The organism is Leptolyngbya sp. GGD, assembly GCF_026735145.1.
Taxonomy (GTDB): domain Bacteria; phylum Cyanobacteriota; class Cyanobacteriia; order Leptolyngbyales; family Leptolyngbyaceae; genus Leptolyngbya; species Leptolyngbya boryana.
In genome coordinates this window covers 17,154-39,191 of sequence record NZ_JAPQKE010000011.1, presented here as the reverse complement: position 1 = coordinate 39,191, position 22,038 = coordinate 17,154, and the positions used below count along the sequence as shown (strand labels likewise).

Below are 22,038 nucleotides of genomic sequence, written 5' to 3'. Positions count from 1 at the left end.
GCGATGCGGATTCATCTCTCTATGCAAACCCGCGAGCTTCTAAAATCTGATACAAATTGACATCCGTTTCCAACAAACAGGTATGCCCACTCTCCGGCAGCACCACGACTTCTGCCTTCTGAAGATTTGCCTTTAACCGATACGCTTCTGCCAACGACGGCAACAATCGATCCTTCGCACTCGCTAAAATCAACGTCGGAATCGTCAGCGATCGCAAAGCCTCACTCGGCACTTCAAACCCCTGCAATAAATTCATTCGCCAAACCGAGGTCGGTTGCGGAACCGATCGCACTGCTTCAATCAAGGCTTGGCGATCAACGGATGAAATTCGTTGAAACGCTGCCAACAAAGGCAGCAACGACACCGAAGACCAATGGTATGCTACCTCCGGCAAATGCTGACTTATCTGGGCGCCCCAGCCAATCCAAGGTCTGCGATTAAACGACGATGCAGGATTGACCAAAATCAAGCGATCGAACAACTCCGGCGCACGCTCAATCACCTTCATCGCCAAACAGCCGCCAAAGGATTCTCCACACAAATAAACTGATCGGGGCGCGATCATCTCACCTTTGACCAAATCCACGACCCGCTGCGCTAAATCTTCCCAATTCGTCAAATCATCAGGCGGAATCGCCAAACAGCGCACATCAAACCTTGCTTCCAACCCTGCCGTCTGCGCTCGTAACAATTGCCCTGTTCCGTCCATTCCGGGCAAAAAGACAAACAGTGGGAACTGAGGTCGTAGCGCTTTGGGGATCAGAAAACAAGGAGAGCTATGCAGCATGAGAATCTAAGGACAGCCTTGGTCTAATAAGGATTTAATTTCAGTTTGGGCACGATCGACTAATTCAACCACAGCTTTCCGGGCAAACCGACCTTGATAATCAGCCCGATGAGTCGGGGTCATCCAAATCGGATGCCCAATCATGACATTTACAGTCTGATACAAAACTAGCGGATGCCAGCCATCTTGGTCAAATAGCGGCTCGGTCGGATCGAAAAAGCTTAAGACTCTTAATGGGATCGCAGAATTAATCGTCTCTTTCTCAGGCGCGATCGCAACGGGTAAGATTGCTAATTCCTCGATCGGAGCTTTCAAGGCGAGATGTGCAAACCCGCGATGAAATTTTCCCATCTCAGGCGGCTGAGGCGGTTGCACCATCGGTGACGTTCCTTCTGGAAAAATTCCCACAGCTTCTTGGGACTTTAGTAAACCGATCGCTTGGTGGAAAAAACTGGCTTGCCGATGCTGATCACTTTCTAACGGAAAACATCCCAACTGCTTTACCACCTCACGCATCACAGGAACTTGTCCCATATAGTGATGGCAAGCAAATCGGATCGGACGCTCGATCGCACTCATCAACACCAGTGCATCCATGACACTGCGATGATTACTCACGACGAGTACTGCACTATTTCGGGGAACTCGCTCGGAATGATACGAATACATCCGAATTCCCATACTCATCAGCATGAATTGGGAAACTTGAAGGGGATTCAAACCTGATATCAAACCTGGGCAGTCCTCAAACGACTTCTTACCATTATTGAATGAAATTCTGCCCAATCTGCCATCTTCTGAAAGTTCGATCCATCTTCAATGCGTCGGCAAATAAACCGTAAACGTACTGCCCTGATCGGGTTCAGTCATGACATTAATTCTGCCATTGTGCGCTTCTACAATCCGTCGCGTCAGGTGTAATCCTAATCCGCTGCCAGATTTCTTATGTTTGCCAGGGATAAAACTTTCAAAGAGCGTAGCGCGATCGCTGTCTGAGATGCCTGCTCCTGTATCTTGCACCTCAATTTTGATCGCAGGTACAAGCCCTGTATCTACTTTGATCAAGCGAACAGTGACCGAACCTTCATCCGTAAACTTGATCGCATTGCCAATCAAATTCGTTAAAACTCGGTACAGTTCTAAGCGATCGCCTTTTGCAATATATTCTTCTGATGCTTCTGCTTCGAGCTTCAGCGCTAATTGTTTGTCGATCGCTAAAGGTGAAAGCTCCTGAATCACTTCTTGAGCCAGTTCGAGTAGATTCACCGGAGAGAAAATTAGCGTCTTGCGACCTGCCTCGTAGCGATACACCTCTAACAAAGTATTGACCATCGTCAGCAAATTAGAATTGCTGCGAATCATCGTTGCAATTGCATCTTGCACATCATCAGACAGATCGCCTAATGCGCCCTGTGCCATCAGATTCAACATGCGATCGGCAGCGACTAACGGCGTTCTCAAATCATGGGTCAGGCGAGACACAAAATCTTCTCTTTGTCGGGCAATCTGATCTCGCTCATCAACGCTATGCTTCAGCCGCAGGAGTGCTCTGACTCGCGCCAGCAATTCGTCAAAGTGAACAGGCTTGCGGATAAAATCGTCTGCTCCGGTATCTAATCCCTGAGCGACACTCGGCTGATCGTAAGCGGTTGTGAGGAGAATGGGAATAAATGGCAATGCAGAATTTGCCCGAATTCGGCGTGTCACCTCATATCCATCCATTTCTGGCATCATCACATCGAGCAGAATTAGATCAGGGGGAGATTGTTCAATAATTCGCAAAGCCTCCTTGCCGCTATCTGCGAGTTCAACTTGATAGCCTTCATCCTGCAAGATCGCCTGAATTAGTAAACAGTTATCAAGCGTATCGTCAACCACAAGAATGCGATCGATCGTCCGCGTTCGGCTAAAAGGAGTATGATTCATCCCAGACATCGACAAAGATGAGCGTTTAGTGTTCCTAAGTACTAAACACTACTTTTGTCACGTTCTACCTCATTCTTCTGGGGGATATTCGCTTTGCTGTTTGATGTATGCAACAGCAATTGGGGTGATCCGTTGAATAATTTCTGTAAAGATTCCCCGTTCTGCTGCTGTCCAAGGTCGGGGCTGATCCATTATGCAAGGCTGCAAAACTCCCCACAACTGATTGTCATAGCAAACATGACCATGGATTAATGCCCGATGTCCAAAGTTCTCTCGCTCAAATTTTGCATTCAAAACATCAGCACTCGCCGTTTGTACATCTTCGACAAAAATAGAAGGTTTCGTCGCTAGTGCTGCCGCAAACATTGGATCTTCATCCGGTAAAGACTGCGGCTCGGGTTTCCAATCTTCATCGTAGACGATAGGAATTTGTGAATTGCGTGTCCAACAAAACGGAACGCGACCGAGACGAGTTTGGGGATTGCGAAGGTAGAAGAAACAGCGATCGCAATTGAAATACTCTGCGATCGCTCGCATTAACTCAGACAAATCACCTTGACTCAGGAATTGATCAATTTCAGGCGGCATCTTTGACAAACGTCCATTCCAAAACTTTACGGGGTGCAGATTGCAGTGCTTTTGTCAGACTCTTGTTGTCTTTGAATTTGACCTCTGAAAGGGTGACGGCTTCGACATTCACCGTAAATTGATCGTCTTGAAAGCACCAAGGATTGACAGTGACTAACCCGTTTTCTAATTGCTTAATGTCATAGCGTTGACCGTCATGAGCTTTGCTGATTTCCAGCCAGCGTTCATCGGCGGGGAGTTCTTGCTGGCAGAGAATGAGCGAACAGCGATCGCACCATTGCAGAAAGTCATACGCTTGCGTCGCATCTGTTTCAGAGATTTCTAAATCTTTGCGCCAGCGTTTCTGATTTTCGATCTGTTCATCCAGGAAAGCATCTGCTTTCGGCGAGGTTCCTCGTTTTGCAGAATTCAATCGCAGCAAATGCATCGACGTTAAAAGTGCCACCCAGCGCCCGCGATACAACGAACCTTCAAGATGTCGTCGCAAGCTGTCATAGTCGGTTTCTTGCTCGCTATCTTGAGTAAAATCTTTTGGTGCACCCGCTTTATTCAGATTGTTCTCATCCCATTCGCGCTCTAGATCGTCATGATGAGAAATCGCAGCAACGGTTTCATACAGCCGAGGAGGAGCATCTTTTCTGCACCACTGCCCTGCAATCTGTGCAGCAAGGAGCGCATGTGCCCGATGATAAATAATTTGCCAGCCGTTTTGAGTCGGATTAACGATCATGTACCGTTTTAGCGCGAACAACGCTAAGCATCATAGTGATTTGCGCGGTTTGCTGAAATCTATCTGACGATCGAGAATTCGCGGGAACCACTTTCCCGTTGGAGATTCAATCAGTTTGGTATACTATCTTCGATTCTTTTGACAGCGAAGCCCATGATCTCATCTGACCCAGTTGCCGATTACACACCGACTAGCGAACGGCATATGCCAGTGTACGAGACAGGAACAGATACTTCGCTTGCAAATGTGGATCATATGATTCGCTATGCGTATGTTGCACCCTTTGTCGTTGGAAAACGGGTGTTAGATATCTCTTGTGGAACGGGGTATGGGACACAGTTTATCGCTCAGCAAGGCGCTTTAGAAGTTGTTGGGGTCGATGTGGATCAGTCGGCAGTGAATTTTGCATCTAAGTTTCACGCGCATCCGAATGCAACGTTTATTCAGTCCGATGCTCATTACGTGCGGCAATTAGAAGATGCTTCGTTCGATGTGATTGTTTCCTTTGAAACGATCGAGCATTTGCCGAATCCGCGAAAGTTTGTAGTTGAACTCAAACGCTTACTGAAACCAGATGGACAACTGTTTTTGTCTTGTCCAAATGATTATCGCGTTGCGCCTTGGATCAGTGAGTTTCATTTGCATAAGTTCCGATTTCCTGAGTTTCGAGAATTGGTGTTGAGCACGTTTGGTGAAGCGGTATTTTTAGGGCAGCACTACAGCGTTTCGAGTCATATTGTTAAGCCGATTTCACCTGCATTAAAAGGCGTGAGATTTGAGAGTTATCAGAACCCTCTGCCGAAGGATTTCTTTGAGCGTGAGTATTTAGAAAATCTTTCTGCGATCGAGAATGCTGATGGATATTTAGCGATCGTGAATGTAGATGAATCACAGTTGCAAAATCAAACCAGTATTTCGCAGAGTGCATTTCAGTTTTTGATGCGACTTCTAACTGAAACGTTACCGCAATCAGACCAGGTTAACCAGCTCAATCAAGAGCTTCAGCAAACCCGACTTGAACTCGATCGTGTCCATCAACTTGCCGCCGCTGCACAGACTCGAATTCAAGCAATGGAAAGTAGTAAATTCTGGAAGTTACGAGCAACTTGGTTCCAACTCAAGCGAAAATTGGGATTGCCAACTCAAGAATAGTTGAGCGTTGAAGAATATGCCTGAAAGAATTGTCTGCACTGTCGTCACGAAGAGCTATTTGGCATATGCTCGAACCTTAGCTGAAACGTTAACCGAGCATAATCCAGAAGCAAAATTATATGTGTTGCTTGCCGATCGGGTTGAGGATTATTTTCAACCAGAAACGGAGCCTTTTGAGCTAATTTACTTAGAAGATCTGCCCGAGCAAGATGCGATCGCTCAGATGAGTTTCTATTACACTCCCTTAGAGTTTTGCTGTGCGCTACGGGGATTGTTACATGAATATATTCTGGAACATACCACGGCTGAAAGCTGGCTGTTTATCGATTGCGATATTTTAATTTGTGATTCTCTAGAGCCAATCTTTCAAGAACTTTCTGAAACATCCTTAATCTTTAGTCCACACTGTAGCCGACCTGTCCCATTAGAGCAGGCTGAACATGAGATTAATTTCTTAGTTCATGGCATCAATAACGGTGGATTCATGGGATTGCGAAGAGCCGAGCAAACTCGACAATTTATCCAGTGGTGGAAAGGACGATTAATTCATTACTGTTTTTTAGATTGTGCGATCGGAGATCCAAGAGGGCTTGCCGCAGACCAGTTATGGCTGAATCTTGCCGTGCTTTATTTCCCGGATTTCAAATTCTTAAAACATCCAGGCACAAATATTGGTCACTGGAATTTCTATGAAAAGAAATTTGAGCTAGATCCGCAAGGAAATGTATTTGTGAACGGTCAACCTTTATTATTTTTGCACTTTAGTGGATGGGATATCGATCGTCCTCATTTTGTTTCTAAGAATACGTCTCTTTATCCTGAAGAAATTACTTCGCCCTGGGCAAAGCTCGCAGATATTTATCGAGACAAATTGTTGAGAAATGGCTATGAGAAAACGCAGAAATTCCCTTATACCTTTAGCAAATTTAATGACGGAACTTCCATTACACAAGCAATGCGGCGCGGCTATTATGATGAGCTAAAACAAGGAATTGCAATCTCAGCGCCGTTCGAGAATTCTGAATATTTTCAGTCGAAAAGGTACACACTTGATTCAACTCACTTTTTACGAGAAGAGTTATATGGAGTTTATCAACAACTCGTTGAACTTCAGCAGCAGAATCATCAAACTCATTTAACGCTGCAACAGACGCAAACCTCGCTTCAGCAGACACAAACTTCGCTGCAACAGACCGAAGCAGAATTTACACAATTTCGCCAGCAAGTAGACGCAGAAATTGCGCGATCGCATCAAACAATCTCAGAAATGGAGAACAGCATTTTTTGGAAAGCGAGAAATGTTTGGTGGAAAATCAAACAGCGATTGGGTCAGCCTGAAGTGAAGTTATTAGAGCAAAAAAAGGAGTGAATCTAACATGAGTGACCCCGTAAATATTGACACTCTGATCGATAAAATTCGGCAAGAAGCAGCCCAGAGACAAACCGTTTCTCAATATCAACCTCCTGCAAATATAGATGCGGCAAATCGAATTCGATCGAGCAATATCGAAGCACTTTTGAATGCTGCCAGCGCAAAATCTCAAATTAGAACCGACTTACCTGCCAAATTAAAACGATTCCCCTGGAGCTTGGGTAGAGGATTTGGGAAAGCCGCTTTGAAAACTTACAGTTTTCTCTTCAAGGAACAGCGAGCGGTTAATTTCTCTCTCAATCAAGCTTTGCGAGAAACTTTATTACTGAATCAAAGCCTAGTGAAAAAAGTTTCAGAGTTGCAGGCAGAAATTAGCGATTTGCAAGCTCGATTAGATGCGATCGAGGAAAAAGAATGAGAATTGCGATCGCCACTGTTCAAGTTCCCTTTATTCGAGGCGGAGCGGAGATTTTAGCCGACGGATTAGCAAATGCACTGCAAGCAGCCGGACACTCGGTTGAAATCATTGCGATGCCATTTCGATTTTCGCCTGTCTCAGAAATTCAGCGAAGTATGAAACTTTGGGCATCTGAGAATTTTGAGAATTTGAATGGCTATCAATGCGATCGTGTGATCTGTCTCAAATTTCCGGCATTCTATTTGCAGCATCCGAATAAAGTGGGCTGGCTTCTACATCAACATCGCAGTGTTTATGACCTGTGGAACACTGAATTTACAGCAGAATTTTCTCGCAGTGCAGAAGGCAAACAGTTAAAACAAGAAATTACAGAACAAGATACGAAAGCCCTGAGTACATTTCGAGGCGTTTTTACGATCGCGAAAACCGTGTCCAAGCGATTGCAAAAATTCAATCAAATCGCTTCTATCCCGCTCTATCATCCGCCCCAATTTGCAGAACAGTTTTACACCGCGCCTGCCGAACCTTATATTTTCTTTCCGAGTCGATTAGAAACTCTGAAACGGCAGGATTTGCTGATTCAAGCCATGCGATTTGTGCGATCGCCTGTGGTTGCCTTAATTGGTGGCGAAGGCGGTCAGTACCCTTATCTGCAAGGTTTGATTGATCAATTTGGACTCCATCAGAAAGTCCGCCTGCTCGGTCGGCTCAGCGACAATGAGAAACTCAGTTATTACGCACATTGTTTAGGTGTTTTTTTTGCGCCTTATAACGAGGATTACGGTTACGTTACCTTAGAAGCAATGCTCTCTCGCAAGCCTGTGATTACCTGCAAAGATTCGGGTGAACCCGTTGAATTTGTTGTAAATGGGCAGACCGGATGGATTACAGAAGCTGATCCAACGGAGATCGCCGAAAAGATTGATCATCTCTATGAACAGCAAGCGATCGCGAAAGAAATGGGATCAGCAGGATACGATCGCTACAATGCACTCGACATTTCATGGGCTAATGTTGTGCAAAAGATATTAGGATGTTGAAACTTGTTGTGTGGAGTAAATGTAATGATTTCTCTGAAAGGCTTATTGAACTCGATTCAGAATCTCAGTCGAAAACCGACCAAAACAAGCCCAACTCCCTACATCTATCGTCCAGACGTCGCTCAGTTCGATTTTGCTACAGGGGTAGAACAGCTTCGGCGCAGCGGACGCTCTGTGGTTGATCATGCGATCGAGAATACTCGCCCAGAAGTCGTTTCCAATATTATCGAACTCGGCAAACAAGTTGGAATTGAATTTAATGAATTCTCAATCGAGCCTAGCCTTTATCAGGAGTATTGCAAGAGCGCAGAATACTCAAAACGCTATTCTGAATACTATCGAGGAAATCAGCCTGAGAAAACATTAGAACACTATATTTGCTATTCATTATTAGGTTTAAATTCAGAAGATGTTTTTGTCGATTTAGCCAGCGAACATTCTCCTGTCCCAGAGATTTTTCGGCGTTTATCAGGAGCAAAAACTTACAGCCAAGACATTATGTATCCTGACGGAATTAACGGCGATCAGATTGGCGGCAATGCTTGTAATATGCCGATCCCCGATGGATTCATCACAAAAGCAGCACTCACTTGTTCTTTAGAGCATTTTGAAGAAGACGCAGATACAGGTCTGTTTCAAGAACTGGCGAGGGTTTTAAAACCAGGCGGAACAGTTTGCGTTGTGCCATTCTATGTCTTTAATCAAGAAGCGACTCAAACTGATCCAACGGTTAGCGTTCCTGCGGGTGTCCCGTTCGATCAAACTGCAACCATTTACTGCGCTGAAGGATGGGGAAATCGGCACGGGCGTTTTTATAGCCCTCAGTCTTTTATGCAGAGAATCATTCGCCCGACTCAAGACAAACTTAAGTTCCAGTTCTTCTACTTGAGCAATGCACAGGAGATCGATTCTTCGATCTATGCTCGGTTTGCGTTTACTGCGACTCGTCTCTAAATTTTCATTTTATGCATATCGCGATCGTTGCACCCAGTCCTGTTCCATTTTGTATTGGTGGAGCCGAGAAACTCTGGTGGGGATTACAAGAAGAAATCAATCAAAATACATCGCATCAGGCTGAGTTGATTAAACTGCCCAGTCCAGAGCAGAACTTTTCAGAGTTGATTGATAGTTATCAGCAATTTTCTGAGCTAGATTTGCGCCATTTTGATTTGGTCATTTCCGGCAAATATCCGGCTTGGATGGTCAAGCATCCGAATCATGTTTGCTATATGCTACACCGATTGCGAGGCTTATATGATGCCTATCATTTGACAGGTTTACCGGAGCGATTTACGACAAATCATCCAACCCTTTCTCGTCTTCAAAAACGAATTCAACAAGGAAAACGTGGCGATTTACCAGAGATTTTTTTACAGCTTAAACAGTTAGAATCTAGTGGGAAATTACCCGAAGAAGCCGCCCATTTTCCTGGCGCTTTTGTTCGAGAATTGATTCACTATTTTGATGGAATTGCTTTAGATCCCAAAGCCATTAAGAAATACACTGCTATCTCTCATAATGTCGCAAATCGAAAGAATTATTTTCCACGTGGCAGTGCGATCGATGTAATTTATCCACCTTCAAGCCTGAGAAGATTTGAGCAGGGAAGTAGCGATTATTTTTTCACAATTAGCCGTTTAGACAGTGCAAAAAGAATTCGCCTACTCGTCGAAGCCATGCGCTTTGTAAAGTCAAAAGTTCAGCTTAAAATTGCAGGAACTGGACCGGATGAAAAACGGTTAAAAGAGTTAGCTGGAGACGACGATCGCATCGAATTTCTTGGATTCGTCAATGACGAAGATGTAATTGGGCTGTATGCGAATGCGATCGCAGTTCCGTATCTTCCTTATGACGAAGATTATGGCTTAGTCGTGATTGAAGCCATGATGAGTGGAAAACCTGTTTTAACCACAATCGATGCGGGTGGTCCGAACGAGTTTGTCATTAATGGAGAAACCGGATTTTCTGTTTTACCCGAACCTGCTGCACTTGCTGAACGAATAGATTATTTTTATCAGCATCGTACAGAAGCCAAGCAAATGGGACTCACAGGTCGAAAACTGGTTGAGACAATTACTTGGGAAAATACGGTCACTCGTTTGTTAAGCGAACCTCCCTTAAAGACGATGAGCAATGGAATGAGTAAATCTCGCCAAAAAATTACGATCGCGGTTACATTTCCAGTATTTCCGCCACGCGGAGGCGGACAAAGCCGCGTTTTCCATTTATACAAACATCTTGCCAAATATTTCGATATCGAATTTGTTTCAGTCACCGGATTCGATCAGGTTCCGTTTGCAGGCGAAATCGCTGAACATGTTTACGAAATTCGTATCCCTAAATCGACAGAACATCAGCAAAAAGAACAAGAAATCGAAAAGGAAACTAGAGTTCCAATTACTGATATCGTCATGCCGGATTTGATTCATTTGACTCCGAAATATCTTGAAGCATTAAAAACGTCGATCGCATCTTCAGATTTCGTCATTGCTTGTCATCCTTACCTCTATCCCGCCATTCGATCGATTACGGATAAACCGATTTGGTATGAAGCCCAAGACGTTGAAGTCGATTTGAAAGCGAAAATCCTCCCGGATAATGCGGTCAGTCGGAAGCTCTTAGAATCGATTAAAAAAGTAGAATTAGAATGCTGTAACGCGAGTCAATTGATCATGACTTGTTCGCAAAATGATGCGAATTTGCTCAATCAAATTTACGGTATTGATCTCAATAAAATGATTGAGGTTCCAAACGGAGTAGACACTGAAGCGATCGCATATATTTCTCAAGAAAAACGGCGATCGATGAAAGAAAAGTTAGGAATTGCTGATAATTTTACTGCTTTTTTCTTGGGAAGCTGGCACGATCCAAATCTCAAAGCCGTTGAAACTATTTTGAATCTTGCTCCGTCACTCCCTGATGTCAATTTTCTAATTGTTGGGAGCGTCGGTTGGGCATTTCAAGATAAAAAACGCCCGGAGAACGTGGGATTTTTAGGAGAAGTAGAGGAAGAGACAAAAGCGATCGTTTTAGAGATTGCCGATGTCGCACTCAATCCAGTCACCTTTGGGTCAGGGACAAACCTAAAGATGTTAGAGTACTTTGCGGCAGGCATCCCAGTCATTTCGACTCCAACCGGAATCCGAGGATTGGGCGTGGAACATGGGAAACACTGCATCGTCGCAGAAGTTGACCAGTTTGCAAGCGCGATCGCGCAAGTGCGATCAGAGTCTTCAACGATTCAACTGACCCGAATCGAAGCCGCCAGAACGCGAGTGCAGCAGCAGTATGATTGGCGAGTCATTGCCGACGATTTTATGGCTGCTTCTGCAACATTCAGGTAAAACGTTCATCAGCTTAAATCGAGCAAGATCATCGTGAAAAAAGCACTCATTACCGGACTGACCGGACAAGACGGATCGTATCTCGCAGAACTTTTGCTAGAGCAGGGCTATCAAGTCTTTGGGTTAGTTCGTCGATCGAGTTCGGGCAATGCCGATCGCATTAGCCATTTATCAGGAACCGTCGAGATTTTATCCGGTGACCTACTGGATCAATGTTCGTTAATGGATGCCGTTTCCTACGCCCAACCCGACGAAATTTATAATCTGGCATCTCAAAGTTATGTGCCGCTGTCTTGGACACAGCCCGCTTTGACCGCAGAATATACTGCTCTAGGCGTTTCACGGTTACTCGAATCGATTCGTCGCTGTAAATCAGATGCCAGGTTTTACCAAGCATCTAGTAGTGAAGTGTTCGGACAACCCGATGAGTCGCCTCAAACCGAACGAACCGCCTTTCGACCTCGAAATCCTTACGGAGTCGCAAAAGCTTACGCGCATTGGATGACGATCAATTATCGCCAGCAGTATGGACTCTATAGCTGTTGTGGGGTGACCTACACGCATGAGTCTCCGCGTCGAGGCACAGAGTTCGTCTTTCGTAAGATCACTCGTGGGGCAGCCTTGATCAAAATGGGTTTAGCCAAAGAGTTGAAGCTTGGAAACTTAGACGCGAAGCGGGATTGGTGTTATGCGAAAGATGCCGTGCGGGCAATGTGGATGATGTTGCAACAAGAGCAACCCGATGATTACATCATTGCCAGCGGTGAAACGCACTCGGTTCGAGAGTTAGTGCAGACTGCATTCGACTGCGTGGGATTGAACTGGGAAGAGTATGTCTCAGTCGATCCGAATTTTTATCGACCGGATGAAGCTGTGCAGCTCGTTGGCTCGATCGATAAAATCCGCAGACAGCTAAATTGGGAGCCGCAATATCCGTTTAAGCAGTTGGTCGAGTTAATGGTTGATCACGACTTGAAGGAATTGAGCGAAGCCCAATGAAAATTGCGATCGATGTCACCCCTTGGATGCCAAAACCGAGTGGAATCGGGTTTTATGTCTCAAACTTGATTCAAGGGCTGATGCGATCGCAAGATTCTCCAGATTTAGAACTCATCTATCAGCCCGGACTCAAGAAATGGCTCAAGGGAGATTTCGCATTTCCTGATTATTTACGAGCTTATTCGCGTCTCAATCTATTTCCACTTCCGGTAAGATTGTCGAATTTAATTATTGACTTTCCCTTCTTATTTTCTAATGGCTTAGAAGCCTGTTTCCAGCAAGCTGATATTGTGCATGGGACGAACTATACTGTTTTCCCAACTCGGAAAAGTCGTCGAGTGATTACAATCTACGATTTGACGTTTATTAAGTATCCTGAATTTACGAATTCAACGGTTAGTGCTTATACAGAACGGTTAAAAAAATGCCTGCGCTGGACAGATTTAATTTTGACCATCTCGCATAGTTCTAAACGCGATATCGTTGAGTATCTCAAGGTTGATCCAGATCGAGTTTGGGTGACTCATTTAGCCAGTCGTTATCAAGTTGATCAGCCGATTCCTGAATTCTCGTTTCCGAAACCTTATATTTTATTTGTCAGTACGATCGAACCGAGAAAAAATATTCGATCGCTGATTTCTGCATTTGAATATCTAAAGCGAAATTATAAAATTGAGCATCAATTAGTTCTAATCGGTCAAAAAGGTTGGTTATACGAACCTATTTTTGATCAAATTGCGCGATCGCCGTATCAAAGTGAAATTCAGCATCTCGATTATCTTCCCGACGCTCAAGTCATGCAGTTTTACCGAAATGCAGATGTATTTGTGTATCCCTCGCACTACGAAGGGTTCGGAATGCCTGTATTAGAAGCAATGACGTTAGGTGCACCTGTTGTGACAACGAATGTCTCATCTCTGCCAGAAATTGCGGGCGATGCGGCACTATTGATTGAGCCAAATGCGATCGAAGATTTAGGAGAAGCGATTTTGAATGTCATTCGCGATCGCACTTTACGCGAGAATTTGATTCAAAAGGGCAAAGAACAAGCTAAATTATATTCTTGGGAAAATACGGCTCAAGAAACATTGAAAGCTTATCGATCAATTCTGTGATCTTAGTTCTGTGATATTAGTCAATCTTGCATTTTTAGCTTCAAAACCGACAGGTCACACTGTCTATGCAAAAAATTTACTACCTGGTTTAAGCGCGCTTGATCCAGTTTTATTATCTGGACAAAATATCCCTCCTTACCAGTGTTATCCGATTTCAGATCAACTCACACCGGATCAAGGGACAAAAGGGCATTTCAATCGATTGAAATGGACGCAATTTGAATTACCTAAAATCTATCATCAGCTTCAGAGTAATCTCATTTTCTCTCCAATTCCTGAAGCTCCAATCTTTACAAAATGTCGCTATATCGTGACATTACACGATTTTATTCCGCTTCGATTTCCGCGTTTCACATCACCACTCACTCAATATTATCGATTCTATATTCCCCATGTTCTTGCCCAAGCTCAGCATATTTTGAGCGATTCAGAATCGACGGCAAATGATGCGATCGAGTTCTACAAAATCCCATCGAATAAAATCACAGTCATTCCACTTGCTTACGACAATCAGCACTTCAGATTTCTAGATTTACCCACTAAAAATTACTTTCTCTACGTCGGGCGACATGACCCTTATAAAAATATTGGTCGAGCACTCAGCGCTTTTTCTCGACTTCCTAAAGATTATGAATTCTGGATCGCAGGCTCACCCGATCCAAGATTTACCCCTCAGTTACAACAACAGGCTGAAAGCTTGGGAATTCGCGATCGCATTAAATTCTTGAGTTATGTTTCCTATGCAGAATTACCTGCATTGATCAATCAAGCCACTGCGCTTGTTTTTACCAGTCTGTGGGAAGGTTTCGGCTTACCTGTACTCGAAGCAATGGCATGTGGAACTCCCGTCATTACTTCTAATCTGTCCTCAATTCCTGAAGTGGCAGGCGATGCGACGATTTTAGTCAATCCTTACCGTGAATCTGAAATTTTCGATGCGATGAATGCGATCGTCCAAGATTCAAGCCTCCGAACCCAACTGAGAGAAAAAGGACTCGATCGCGCTCAATCTTTTAGCTGGCAAACTACTGCGAACCAAACCGCCGAAATTCTCAAACGCTATCTCTAATTACTTTTTTGCCATCAGCATCACAACACCGCAGATAATAAACGCTAATCCAAACAGTCGGATCACCGGAATCTGCTCATTAAAGACGAATTTCCCGAGCAGCACCGAAAATACATATTGCAATGCAACTGCCGGAGCCAAAATACTGAGAGGAACACGAGTCAGCAGCAAAATGTATAAGATTGCACCCGCTCCATAGCATCCTAGTCCAATCACCAATTCAGGCGTTGTGGCAATACTGAGAACATGGCTCACTGCATTATTAGAAGTGAGTTGCCCCAGTTTTAATGCTCCTGATTTGAGAAAAAACTGACCTGCAACACCTGCCACGATCGATACAAGAAACAATGCAAATTCTTGAAAACTCACAGGAAATCTTTCTCCACATTTCGCTTTTTCAGTTTACAGCTAGCTTGAGCGTCTGACCGGGAAACCTTGAGCTACATTTATTTTGGAAGCATGAAAAACTCACGATGAATTCTTCAACCCCTGTACAACCGACCTACACTGACGCCCAAATTTCCATTTGGTTACGTGGTCTTCTCACTTTGGCTTGGGCAGATGATAAGTTCGATGAAGCGGAGCAACAGTTAATTGCTTCTCTGACTGAACATGCCTTAACCCAGGAAGAAACAGAGCGATCGTTTCAACCGATCTCGAATGAAGAACTGCGATCGCACTTTGCCCCTGACGCTCAGCTTGCCGAGAATTTTCTCAGAACCGCAGTCATGGTTGCCCTCGCAGATGGAGTCTACACATCCAGCGAAGACGAAATCTTAGAACAATTCTGTCAGACCTTGAATACTGGAACTGAGATTCTAGAAAATCTGCGGCTGACTTTATGCGATCGACATGCCGAAACTCAAGCGCTCCAGCCGCATCCTGAACTGCATCTTGATGTGTTGCAGCCTGTACGATCGTGGCTCGACGGCTTCCAAGTTCACGATCCAAAGGTTGCACATTTTCTCTGCAAACTCATTCCCGCCCAATGCCCCTTTGAGCGAGACGTAAAGCTATTCGGGCACAAGATTGTGCATATTCCACCCATGTGCAAGCTGAATCCGCTGTACGAACAGCTAGTCGGTTTACGATTCCGCGCACTCTCATATCTTGCAGACGAATGCGGCGAGGATGTTACACCTTACTGTTAGAAGAATTGGCGATCGCTCTTGAAGAGAGGAGCGGTCACAAAATTATATGGATCGCATAAGAATTGAGATTGATTTCGGTAGACTGAGAGCAAAGGTTCTCTACTCGTTTCTGCTTTATGTCAGTCTCAATTCCACAACAGGTTTTAGATACCTTACAAATGCTTTCTCCAGAAGAACAGAAAATGGTTCTCGAATTTGCAGTGAAGTTGCAACACAAACAAGTTCCGACCTCAAACTCGCCTGAATCTTTTCAATCGTTCTTTGACGTTGCTAGAGAGTTTATTGGTCGCGGGGAAGGACCGAGCGACTTATTAACCAACCCCGATTACATGAAAGGATATGGACAGGATTCACCAGCAAGTCATTCTTGATACGGGGCCACTTGTTGCTTTAATTAATCGTCGTGAGCCTCGTCATGAATGGGTGAAGCATCAGTTAATGAGAATTCAGCCACCATTATTTACCTGTGAAGCAGTAATTTCAGAGACAGTGTTTCTCTTGCAGCACGTTCACAATGGGATACAAACACTCAAAGGCTTACTAGAAACAAAAAGTATCTATATCGGTTTCCAGTTTAATTCTGAGGTTGAGCAAGTTACAGATCTATTAGTTCGCTACGACTCTGTTCCAATGGATTTTGCAGATGCTTGTCTCGTACGAATGGCAGAACTCTTGCCCAATAGTACAGTTCTCACACTTGATAGTGACTTTCTAATTTACCGCAAGCATAAAAATCAAACGATCGATACAATCGCACCTTGGCAGTAAGTTCGACTTGCCCAAAACTCCATTCACCGCGATGATTGAAAAGATTTTTTAGCTCAAAAAACGATGCAAGAACTGATCGCGGATGTATTGGTTGTCGGAGGCGGAACAGGCGGAACAGCCGCAGCCATCCAAGCCGCCCGACGCGGTGCAAAAACAATTCTCGTCAGTGAATTTGAGTGGCTCGGCGGAATGCTCACCAGTGCAGGCGTAACCGCTCCCGATGGCAACGAACTTGCAGCCTTTCAAACCGGAATCTGGGGTGCATTCCTGCGCGAATTAGAACGCCGCCAACCCGGAGGACTCGACAACGCTTGGGTCAGTTTCTTCACCTACGAACCCCGAATCGGAGCCGAAATCTTTGCCGATTGGGTCAAGGCTTTACCGAATTTGCAGTGGATCGCCGGAGAAATTCCCGCCGCCGTTTTGCAAGAAAACGACCCTTGCGGTATCGGCGAAGCCGCACGCATTCTCGGAGTCGAATTTCAAACAGTCAGAGTCGAGGCAAAAATTACGATCGATGCCACCGAACTCGGCGATCTTTTAGCCCTGGGCAACATTCCTCATCGCTGGGGATGGGAATTGCAATCCGAATTCAACGAACCAAGCGCTCCGCCTGAACCCAACGAACTGACTCAAACCTACCCCGTTCAAGCGCCAACCTGGGTAGTCGTAATGCAGGATTTTGGCGAGGCAGAAGCACCAGAAATTCCCGAACCTGAACATTACAATCCCGACTTATTCGAGAAAGCTTGGCAAAACTATGGCGCTGAAGCATTTTTGAATTACGGACGGCTTCCCGGCGATCGCTTCATGATCAACTGGCCCATCTCTGGCAACGACTACGGTGAGAATCCCAATCGGCTACTCGATCGCTCAACTCGCCTCGAATTCCATGAAGAAGCAAAAATCCACTCTCTCGCTTTCGCCCACTTTATCCAAACCAAATTAGGGCGCAGATACGGACTCGCCGAAAACACCTTTCCGAATGGCACTGCCTTTGCTCTGCATCCCTATTATCGAGAAAGCCGCCGTCTCATCGGTATCACCACCCTGCGCGAACAAGATCTGCTTCCCAAAGGACAAGTTGCCCCACTCCCCTACCAAGTCGATGCGATCGGCTGTGAATACGCCGAAAATTTCTGCCAAGCGATCGCCATTGGCAACTACGCCAACGACCACCACTATCCGAGCGGCGACATTCCATTAAAATCAAAATCCATCCGCTGGGGCGGGCGTTGGACAGGAACCCCCTTCACGATTCCTTACACCTGCTTGATTCCGAAGGAAATCGACAATTTTCTAGTCTGTGAGAAAAACATCTCCGTCACCCACATCGCCAACGGCGCAACTCGGCTTCAACCGCTCGTTTTAGGAATTGGGCAAGCCGCAGGTATGGCAGCCGCTCTTTGCATCGAACAAATCTGTCATCCCCGTCATTTAGATGTGCGATCGCTGCAACTCGCCTTACTCACCGATGCGATCGCGCCCACCGCAATTTTTCCTCTGTTCAATTTGTCACCTAAACACCCAGAATGGCTCGTCTGGCAGCAATACTATCTCGACCATCCAGAAAGTTATCCGACAAACGGTGAATGTCCCGCCAGTAAAAGCATTCAAGCACCTAGCGACCAAGCTAAACCATTCAATGGAATTTTCCACCGCAAAGGAGTACAAGACTATACATTAAAATCTACAGAACCATCCCAGACTGAATGGCTGATCGTCACAGTAGATCCCGAAGTCAACGCTCAACTACAGAAAATTCAGACCGGACAATCACTGAGTGGTTTAGGTAAATTTAATCAGTCTGGAAATTGGATTTTAGTAGAAGCGCTGAATACGGATAATCAACACTACCCTGAAGCGTTTGTCAAGTAGGTGCGACTACCGAATTTGAGTTTTCAGCCATTTTTTGTCCTGATGTGATGCCCAAAATTGTGAAGAAAGGGGTATCAACACTGAGGACGTAAAATATGCGCGCTCAAACTTTGGTTGCACTCTTTAGCTGGCTCATTGGAGCAGTTGCTATCGGTTCTTACACCACCGAGCGTTTCTTCCCCGCCGCCTCTCAGTTAAACGCCCCTCAACTGATTCCACACACACTTGCCCATCGGGGCAGCGGACGGATCGAAACCCAACTCGAACAGATGAACTTTCTCATCTAATTTTCTCAATCTCAGCTTTTCAATCTGAACAGTTTACATTGAGCTTCCAAACTGTGTGGAGATCGCTTTTCTAGAGGGTCGATCTCCCTCTTTAATTTTTTTCCATCGACGATCGCAGTCTATTCCCTGACGAAGCACTATAAGACCCAACTGTTGAGTTTTCAGCGAGAGTTGGGCACGTTCAAAAAAGCAATTTTATCGAAATCTATTAAAGATAAAATTGTTAACGTATGCCAACGATGAAGTTTTGCTCTGTATTGAGAGAATTCCTGTTGAAATACAGACTCTCGCTGTAGACTGGATTTCGGCATCGTTTTGATTGTATTCGTGTTCTTTGTTTCAGCGGTGGCGCGATCGATATGACAAATGACCTAGATCTGATCAAACTTCTCAGCCCTAGTGCAATGGATCAGATTATGTTGTATCTGGCGTTTAGCGCAATGCGAACGGGCGGTCATCGTCATGGCGCATTCCTAGACGCAGCCGCAACAGCTGCCAAGTGCGCGATTTACATGACTTACTTGGAGCAAGATGGCAACATCCGGATGACGGGTCATCTGCACCACATCGAACCCAAACGAGTAAAGGCGATCGTGGAAGAAGTCAGACAAGCTCTTACCGAAGGCAAACTCTTGAAAATGCTAGGGTCACAAGAACCTCGGTATTTGATTCAGTTACCCTACGTCTGGATGGAGCAATACCCCTGGCAACCGGGACGCTCACGAGTTCCTGGAACCAGTTTGACTTCTGAAGAAAAGCGCCAAATCGAACAGAAATTGCCCAACAATCTGCCCGATGCCCAACTGATCAACTCCTTTCAGTTTTTAGAACTCATCGAGTTTCTGAATACGCGATCGCAAGAAGATCTTCCACCTGAGCAGCGAATGCCCTTGAGTGAAGCACTGGCAGAGCACATCAAGCGCCGCCTGCTTTACTCTGGAACCGTCACTCGCATCGAGTCGCCTTGGGGAATGCCTTTCTATGCGCTCACCCGAGCATCTTATTCACCTGAAGACCAAGAAGAACGCGCTTATGTCATGATTGAAGACACAGCGCGATTTTTTCGCTTGATGCAAGACTGGGCAAAGCGAGAAGATCAGGTCATGCGCGTCTTAGAAGAATTAGATATTCCAGACGATCGCGTGAGAGATGCGATCGCAGAGCTTGACGAGATATTACGCAACTGGGCCGATCGGTATCATCAAGAAGGTGGAAAACCATTTGTCGTGCAGATGGTATTTGGTTCAACCGAAACGTAAGCAGTTTAGACTATTACGCAATTTAAACTTTTGCAACTGTCTGAAAGATAGCGTCAACTCCCCAGAGTAAACTAGGCAATGATTCTAGGATGAAGCGGTCTAGTATCGTCGAAGCTTAGAACTACAGATGATGCCAAATCATAAGCACTAATCTGGAGCCTTCCATAATATGTCTCATACGGTCAAAATTTACGACACCTGCATTGGGTGTACACAGTGCGTTCGTGCTTGTCCTACGGACGTTCTAGAAATGGTTCCCTGGGATGGGTGCCGTGCGGGTCAAATCGCATCGTCACCGAGAACAGAGGACTGTGTTGGCTGCAAACGTTGCGAAACGGCTTGCCCGACGGACTTCCTCAGCATTCGGGTTTACTTGGGTGCTGAAACGACTCGCAGTATGGGTCTGGCTTACTAAGTTTGTCTTATTAAGCAAAACTTCATACAGCAATCATTTTTCATTTATGTGGGTTCAAAGTTATGGGGGCAAATTGCCCTCATTTTTTTGTTTTCAATCGAAGCAGATTAGCCTTTGCAGGCTTCTAATCCCTCTCAACTCTAATCGCGAATTCAAGCACCCAACAAGATTATAGAAGCTGTTGAAAAAGTATCTATTGATTGTTCTCTCGGATCGAATTGGGTTCGTACAAAATAATGCGATTGCCGTCAGGATCATAGGCATAGGCTTCGCGTCCATGAGACACCGTGCGAATCTCACTGATAAACGCATCAATGCGATCGAGTAAAGCGATCGCCTCTTCCAACTTTTCAATCTGCACACACAAACTTACGGCTGGAAATAAGGTAATCGGCGCTTTCTCTGGCGATTCCTCAACCGTTGGGCGATAAATGCCGAGCCGGATACCAAATGCTTCAAATTCTGCATATTTTTCAGGCGTGAAAATCTGCGGCTCTTGCTGAAAAAGTTGCTGATAAAAGTTGACAGACCGATCGAATTGTGAGGCTGCGATCGTAACCCACGCTTTTTGGATGCGCATAAAAATCCCCTTCCAGACATAAATTCATTTTGGAACAAAACGTTAGATTGAGAGAGAACAGTATTGAGGAAACTGCGATGACCGCTACACTCTCTGCGCCTCAGTCGGTAACATCTTGGCTAGGAGATGAAGGAGAAGATTTACTCACCTATCAAGCCAAAGTTTCTAAGGATTTATTGCATTTGCCGGGTCCCGATTTTCTCGATCGCGTTTTTGTTCAAAGCGATCGCTCTCCCCAAGTGCTTCGGAGTTTGCGCCAGCTTTATTCATTTGGAAGGTTAGCAAATACAGGTTATATTTCGATTTTGCCTGTTGATCAAGGGATTGAACATTCAGCCGGAGCTTCGTTTGCCCCGAATCCGATCTACTTTGATAGTGAAAATATTATCAAACTCGCGATCGAAGGGGGATGTAATGCAGTTGCAACAACGCTTGGCGTACTCGGCAGCGTTTCACGGAAATATGCGCACAAAATCCCCTTCATTGTCAAGCTCAATCACAATGAGCTACTCACCGTTCCCAATCAGTACGACCAAATCATGTTTGCATCTGTTGAACAGGCTTGGAACTTGGGAGCGGTTGCAGTTGGGGCAACGATTTACTTTGGGTCTGAAAATTCAACTCGACAGATTCAAGAAGTGAGTCAAGCGTTTGCGTTAGCGCATGAATATGGCATGGCAACGATTCTTTGGTGCTATCTGCGCAACAGTGCATTTAAGCAGGATAAAGACTATCATCTCGCAGCAGATTTGACTGGACAGGCGAATCATTTGGGAGTCACGATCGAAGCTGACATCATTAAGCAAAAACTGCCAGAAATCAACGGCGGCTATGCTGCAGTTGCGAAAGCGACCGGGGAAAGTTATGGCAAAACTGATCCAAAAGTGTATAGCGAACTGACGACAGATCACCCGATCGATTTAACGCGCTATCAGGTGCTCAATTGCTATGCAGGTCGAGCAGGATTGATTAATTCGGGCGGTGCTTCGGGTAAAAATGATTTTGCAGAAGCGATTCGGACTGCTGTGATTAACAAGCGAGCAGGCGGAACTGGATTGATCTCTGGACGCAAGACATTCCAACGCCCCTTTGACGAAGGCGTGAAACTGTTCCATGCGATTCAAGATGTTTATCTCTCGCCTGAAATTACGATAGCTTAA

At 45.2% G+C, this 22,038-nt stretch carries 24 protein-coding genes; 17 read left to right on the top strand and 7 right to left on the bottom strand.

All coding sequences use genetic code 11. From position 1 onward, the window contains the following. Positions 1-19: 19 nt before the first annotated feature. The 5 genes from OU814_RS28740 to OU814_RS28720 all read right to left on the bottom strand — a co-directional run bounded on the left by OU814_RS28740 (position 20) and on the right by OU814_RS28720 (position 4,031). Positions 20-787, bottom strand: a complete 768-nt coding sequence (locus OU814_RS28740; protein WP_268242961.1) for an alpha/beta fold hydrolase — start codon at positions 785-787, stop codon at positions 20-22. 6 nt (positions 788-793) lie between these two features. Further along, positions 794-1,480: a lysophospholipid acyltransferase family protein gene (locus OU814_RS28735; protein ID WP_239741173.1), complete on the bottom strand. Its 687-nt coding sequence runs from the start codon at positions 1,478-1,480 to the stop codon at positions 794-796. 123 nt (positions 1,481-1,603) lie between these two features. After that, on the bottom strand, positions 1,604-2,713 hold the full coding sequence (locus OU814_RS28730; protein WP_051077861.1) for a sensor histidine kinase: 1,110 nt from the start codon (positions 2,711-2,713) through the stop codon (positions 1,604-1,606). A gap of 69 nt (positions 2,714-2,782) precedes the next feature. After that, on the bottom strand, positions 2,783-3,301 hold the full coding sequence (locus OU814_RS28725) for a GAF domain-containing protein (protein WP_268243010.1): 519 nt from the start codon (positions 3,299-3,301) through the stop codon (positions 2,783-2,785). Further along, positions 3,291-4,031, bottom strand: coding sequence for a DUF3891 family protein (locus OU814_RS28720; RefSeq protein ID WP_190653167.1), 741 nt, complete (start codon positions 4,029-4,031; stop codon positions 3,291-3,293). The genes OU814_RS28725 and OU814_RS28720 overlap by 11 nt, the downstream gene beginning before the upstream one ends. A 138-nt stretch (positions 4,032-4,169) precedes the next feature. On the opposite strand from OU814_RS28720, the gene OU814_RS28715 reads away from it, so the two are divergent. From OU814_RS28715 to OU814_RS28675, 9 genes are read left to right on the top strand one after another with little or no spacing between them, the layout of a single operon-like run. Then, complete coding sequence (locus tag OU814_RS28715; protein WP_268242960.1) at positions 4,170-5,183, top strand: class I SAM-dependent methyltransferase; 1,014 nt, start codon at positions 4,170-4,172, stop codon at positions 5,181-5,183. 16 nt (positions 5,184-5,199) lie between these two features. Beyond that, positions 5,200-6,552, top strand: a complete 1,353-nt coding sequence (locus OU814_RS28710; protein ID WP_268242959.1) for a hypothetical protein — start codon at positions 5,200-5,202, stop codon at positions 6,550-6,552. Between the two features lie 7 nt (positions 6,553-6,559). Further along, a complete protein-coding gene (locus OU814_RS28705; protein ID WP_017288372.1) occupies positions 6,560-6,973 on the top strand; it encodes a hypothetical protein in 414 nt (137 codons plus the stop codon). After that, on the top strand, positions 6,970-8,013 hold the full coding sequence (locus OU814_RS28700; RefSeq protein WP_268242958.1) for a glycosyltransferase family 4 protein: 1,044 nt from the start codon (positions 6,970-6,972) through the stop codon (positions 8,011-8,013). Before OU814_RS28705 ends, OU814_RS28700 begins: the two co-directional genes overlap by 4 nt. Before the next feature lie 24 nt (positions 8,014-8,037). Further along, positions 8,038-8,967: a class I SAM-dependent methyltransferase gene (locus OU814_RS28695; protein WP_268242957.1), complete on the top strand. Its 930-nt coding sequence runs from the start codon at positions 8,038-8,040 to the stop codon at positions 8,965-8,967. Between the two features lie 11 nt (positions 8,968-8,978). Next, positions 8,979-11,357 (top strand): glycosyltransferase family 4 protein, encoded by a 2,379-nt coding sequence (locus OU814_RS28690; RefSeq protein WP_268242956.1) that lies wholly within the window; start codon positions 8,979-8,981, stop codon positions 11,355-11,357. Positions 11,358-11,390: 33 nt separating this feature from the next. Next, positions 11,391-12,356, top strand: a complete 966-nt coding sequence (locus OU814_RS28685) for a GDP-mannose 4,6-dehydratase (RefSeq protein ID WP_017288368.1) — start codon at positions 11,391-11,393, stop codon at positions 12,354-12,356. After that, positions 12,353-13,471, top strand: a complete 1,119-nt coding sequence (locus OU814_RS28680) for a glycosyltransferase family 4 protein (protein ID WP_017288367.1) — start codon at positions 12,353-12,355, stop codon at positions 13,469-13,471. The genes OU814_RS28685 and OU814_RS28680 overlap by 4 nt, the downstream gene beginning before the upstream one ends. 10 nt (positions 13,472-13,481) lie before the next feature. Beyond that, positions 13,482-14,540 carry a glycosyltransferase family 4 protein gene (locus OU814_RS28675; protein ID WP_017288366.1) on the top strand — a complete coding sequence of 353 codons (1,059 nt, stop codon included), beginning with the start codon at positions 13,482-13,484 and terminating at the stop codon, positions 14,538-14,540. Here the strand turns inward: OU814_RS28675 and OU814_RS28670 are convergent, their stop codons facing one another. Then, positions 14,541-14,909 carry an EamA family transporter gene (locus tag OU814_RS28670; protein WP_268242955.1) on the bottom strand — a complete coding sequence of 123 codons (369 nt, stop codon included), beginning with the start codon at positions 14,907-14,909 and terminating at the stop codon, positions 14,541-14,543. Positions 14,910-15,013: 104 nt separating this feature from the next. Between OU814_RS28670 and OU814_RS28665 the strand changes: the two genes are divergently transcribed. The 7 genes from OU814_RS28665 (at position 15,014) to psaC (ending at position 20,298) form a co-directional block, all read left to right on the top strand. Continuing rightward, complete coding sequence (locus OU814_RS28665) at positions 15,014-15,691, top strand: Mo-dependent nitrogenase C-terminal domain-containing protein (protein ID WP_190653175.1); 678 nt, start codon at positions 15,014-15,016, stop codon at positions 15,689-15,691. A gap of 116 nt (positions 15,692-15,807) precedes the next feature. Next, positions 15,808-16,062, top strand: coding sequence for a hypothetical protein (locus tag OU814_RS28660; RefSeq protein WP_268242954.1), 255 nt, complete (start codon positions 15,808-15,810; stop codon positions 16,060-16,062). Next, entirely contained in the window at positions 16,031-16,459 is a 429-nt protein-coding gene (locus OU814_RS28655) for a type II toxin-antitoxin system VapC family toxin (protein WP_268242953.1), read from the top strand. The genes OU814_RS28660 and OU814_RS28655 overlap by 32 nt, the downstream gene beginning before the upstream one ends. Positions 16,460-16,522: 63 nt before the next feature. Continuing rightward, complete coding sequence (locus tag OU814_RS28650) at positions 16,523-18,337, top strand: FAD-dependent oxidoreductase (protein ID WP_268242952.1); 1,815 nt, start codon at positions 16,523-16,525, stop codon at positions 18,335-18,337. A gap of 95 nt (positions 18,338-18,432) precedes the next feature. Continuing rightward, positions 18,433-18,624 carry a hypothetical protein gene (locus OU814_RS28645; protein WP_017288361.1) on the top strand — a complete coding sequence of 64 codons (192 nt, stop codon included), beginning with the start codon at positions 18,433-18,435 and terminating at the stop codon, positions 18,622-18,624. A 359-nt stretch (positions 18,625-18,983) separates the two neighbouring features. Continuing rightward, positions 18,984-19,883, top strand: coding sequence for a heterocyst differentiation master regulator HetR (hetR, locus tag OU814_RS28640; protein ID WP_017288360.1), 900 nt, complete (start codon positions 18,984-18,986; stop codon positions 19,881-19,883). Between the two features lie 169 nt (positions 19,884-20,052). Next, the gene (psaC, locus tag OU814_RS28635; protein ID WP_009458117.1) at positions 20,053-20,298 is read left to right on the top strand and encodes a photosystem I iron-sulfur center protein PsaC; all 246 of its coding nucleotides are present in this window, start codon (positions 20,053-20,055) and stop codon (positions 20,296-20,298) included. Between the two features lie 193 nt (positions 20,299-20,491). Here psaC and OU814_RS28630 read toward each other — a convergent pair whose 3' ends face one another. Beyond that, positions 20,492-20,878, bottom strand: coding sequence for a VOC family protein (locus OU814_RS28630; protein WP_268242951.1), 387 nt, complete (start codon positions 20,876-20,878; stop codon positions 20,492-20,494). 77 nt (positions 20,879-20,955) lie between these two features. Between OU814_RS28630 and OU814_RS28625 the strand changes: the two genes are divergently transcribed. Continuing rightward, positions 20,956-22,038, top strand: a complete 1,083-nt coding sequence (locus tag OU814_RS28625) for a class I fructose-bisphosphate aldolase (protein ID WP_268242950.1) — start codon at positions 20,956-20,958, stop codon at positions 22,036-22,038.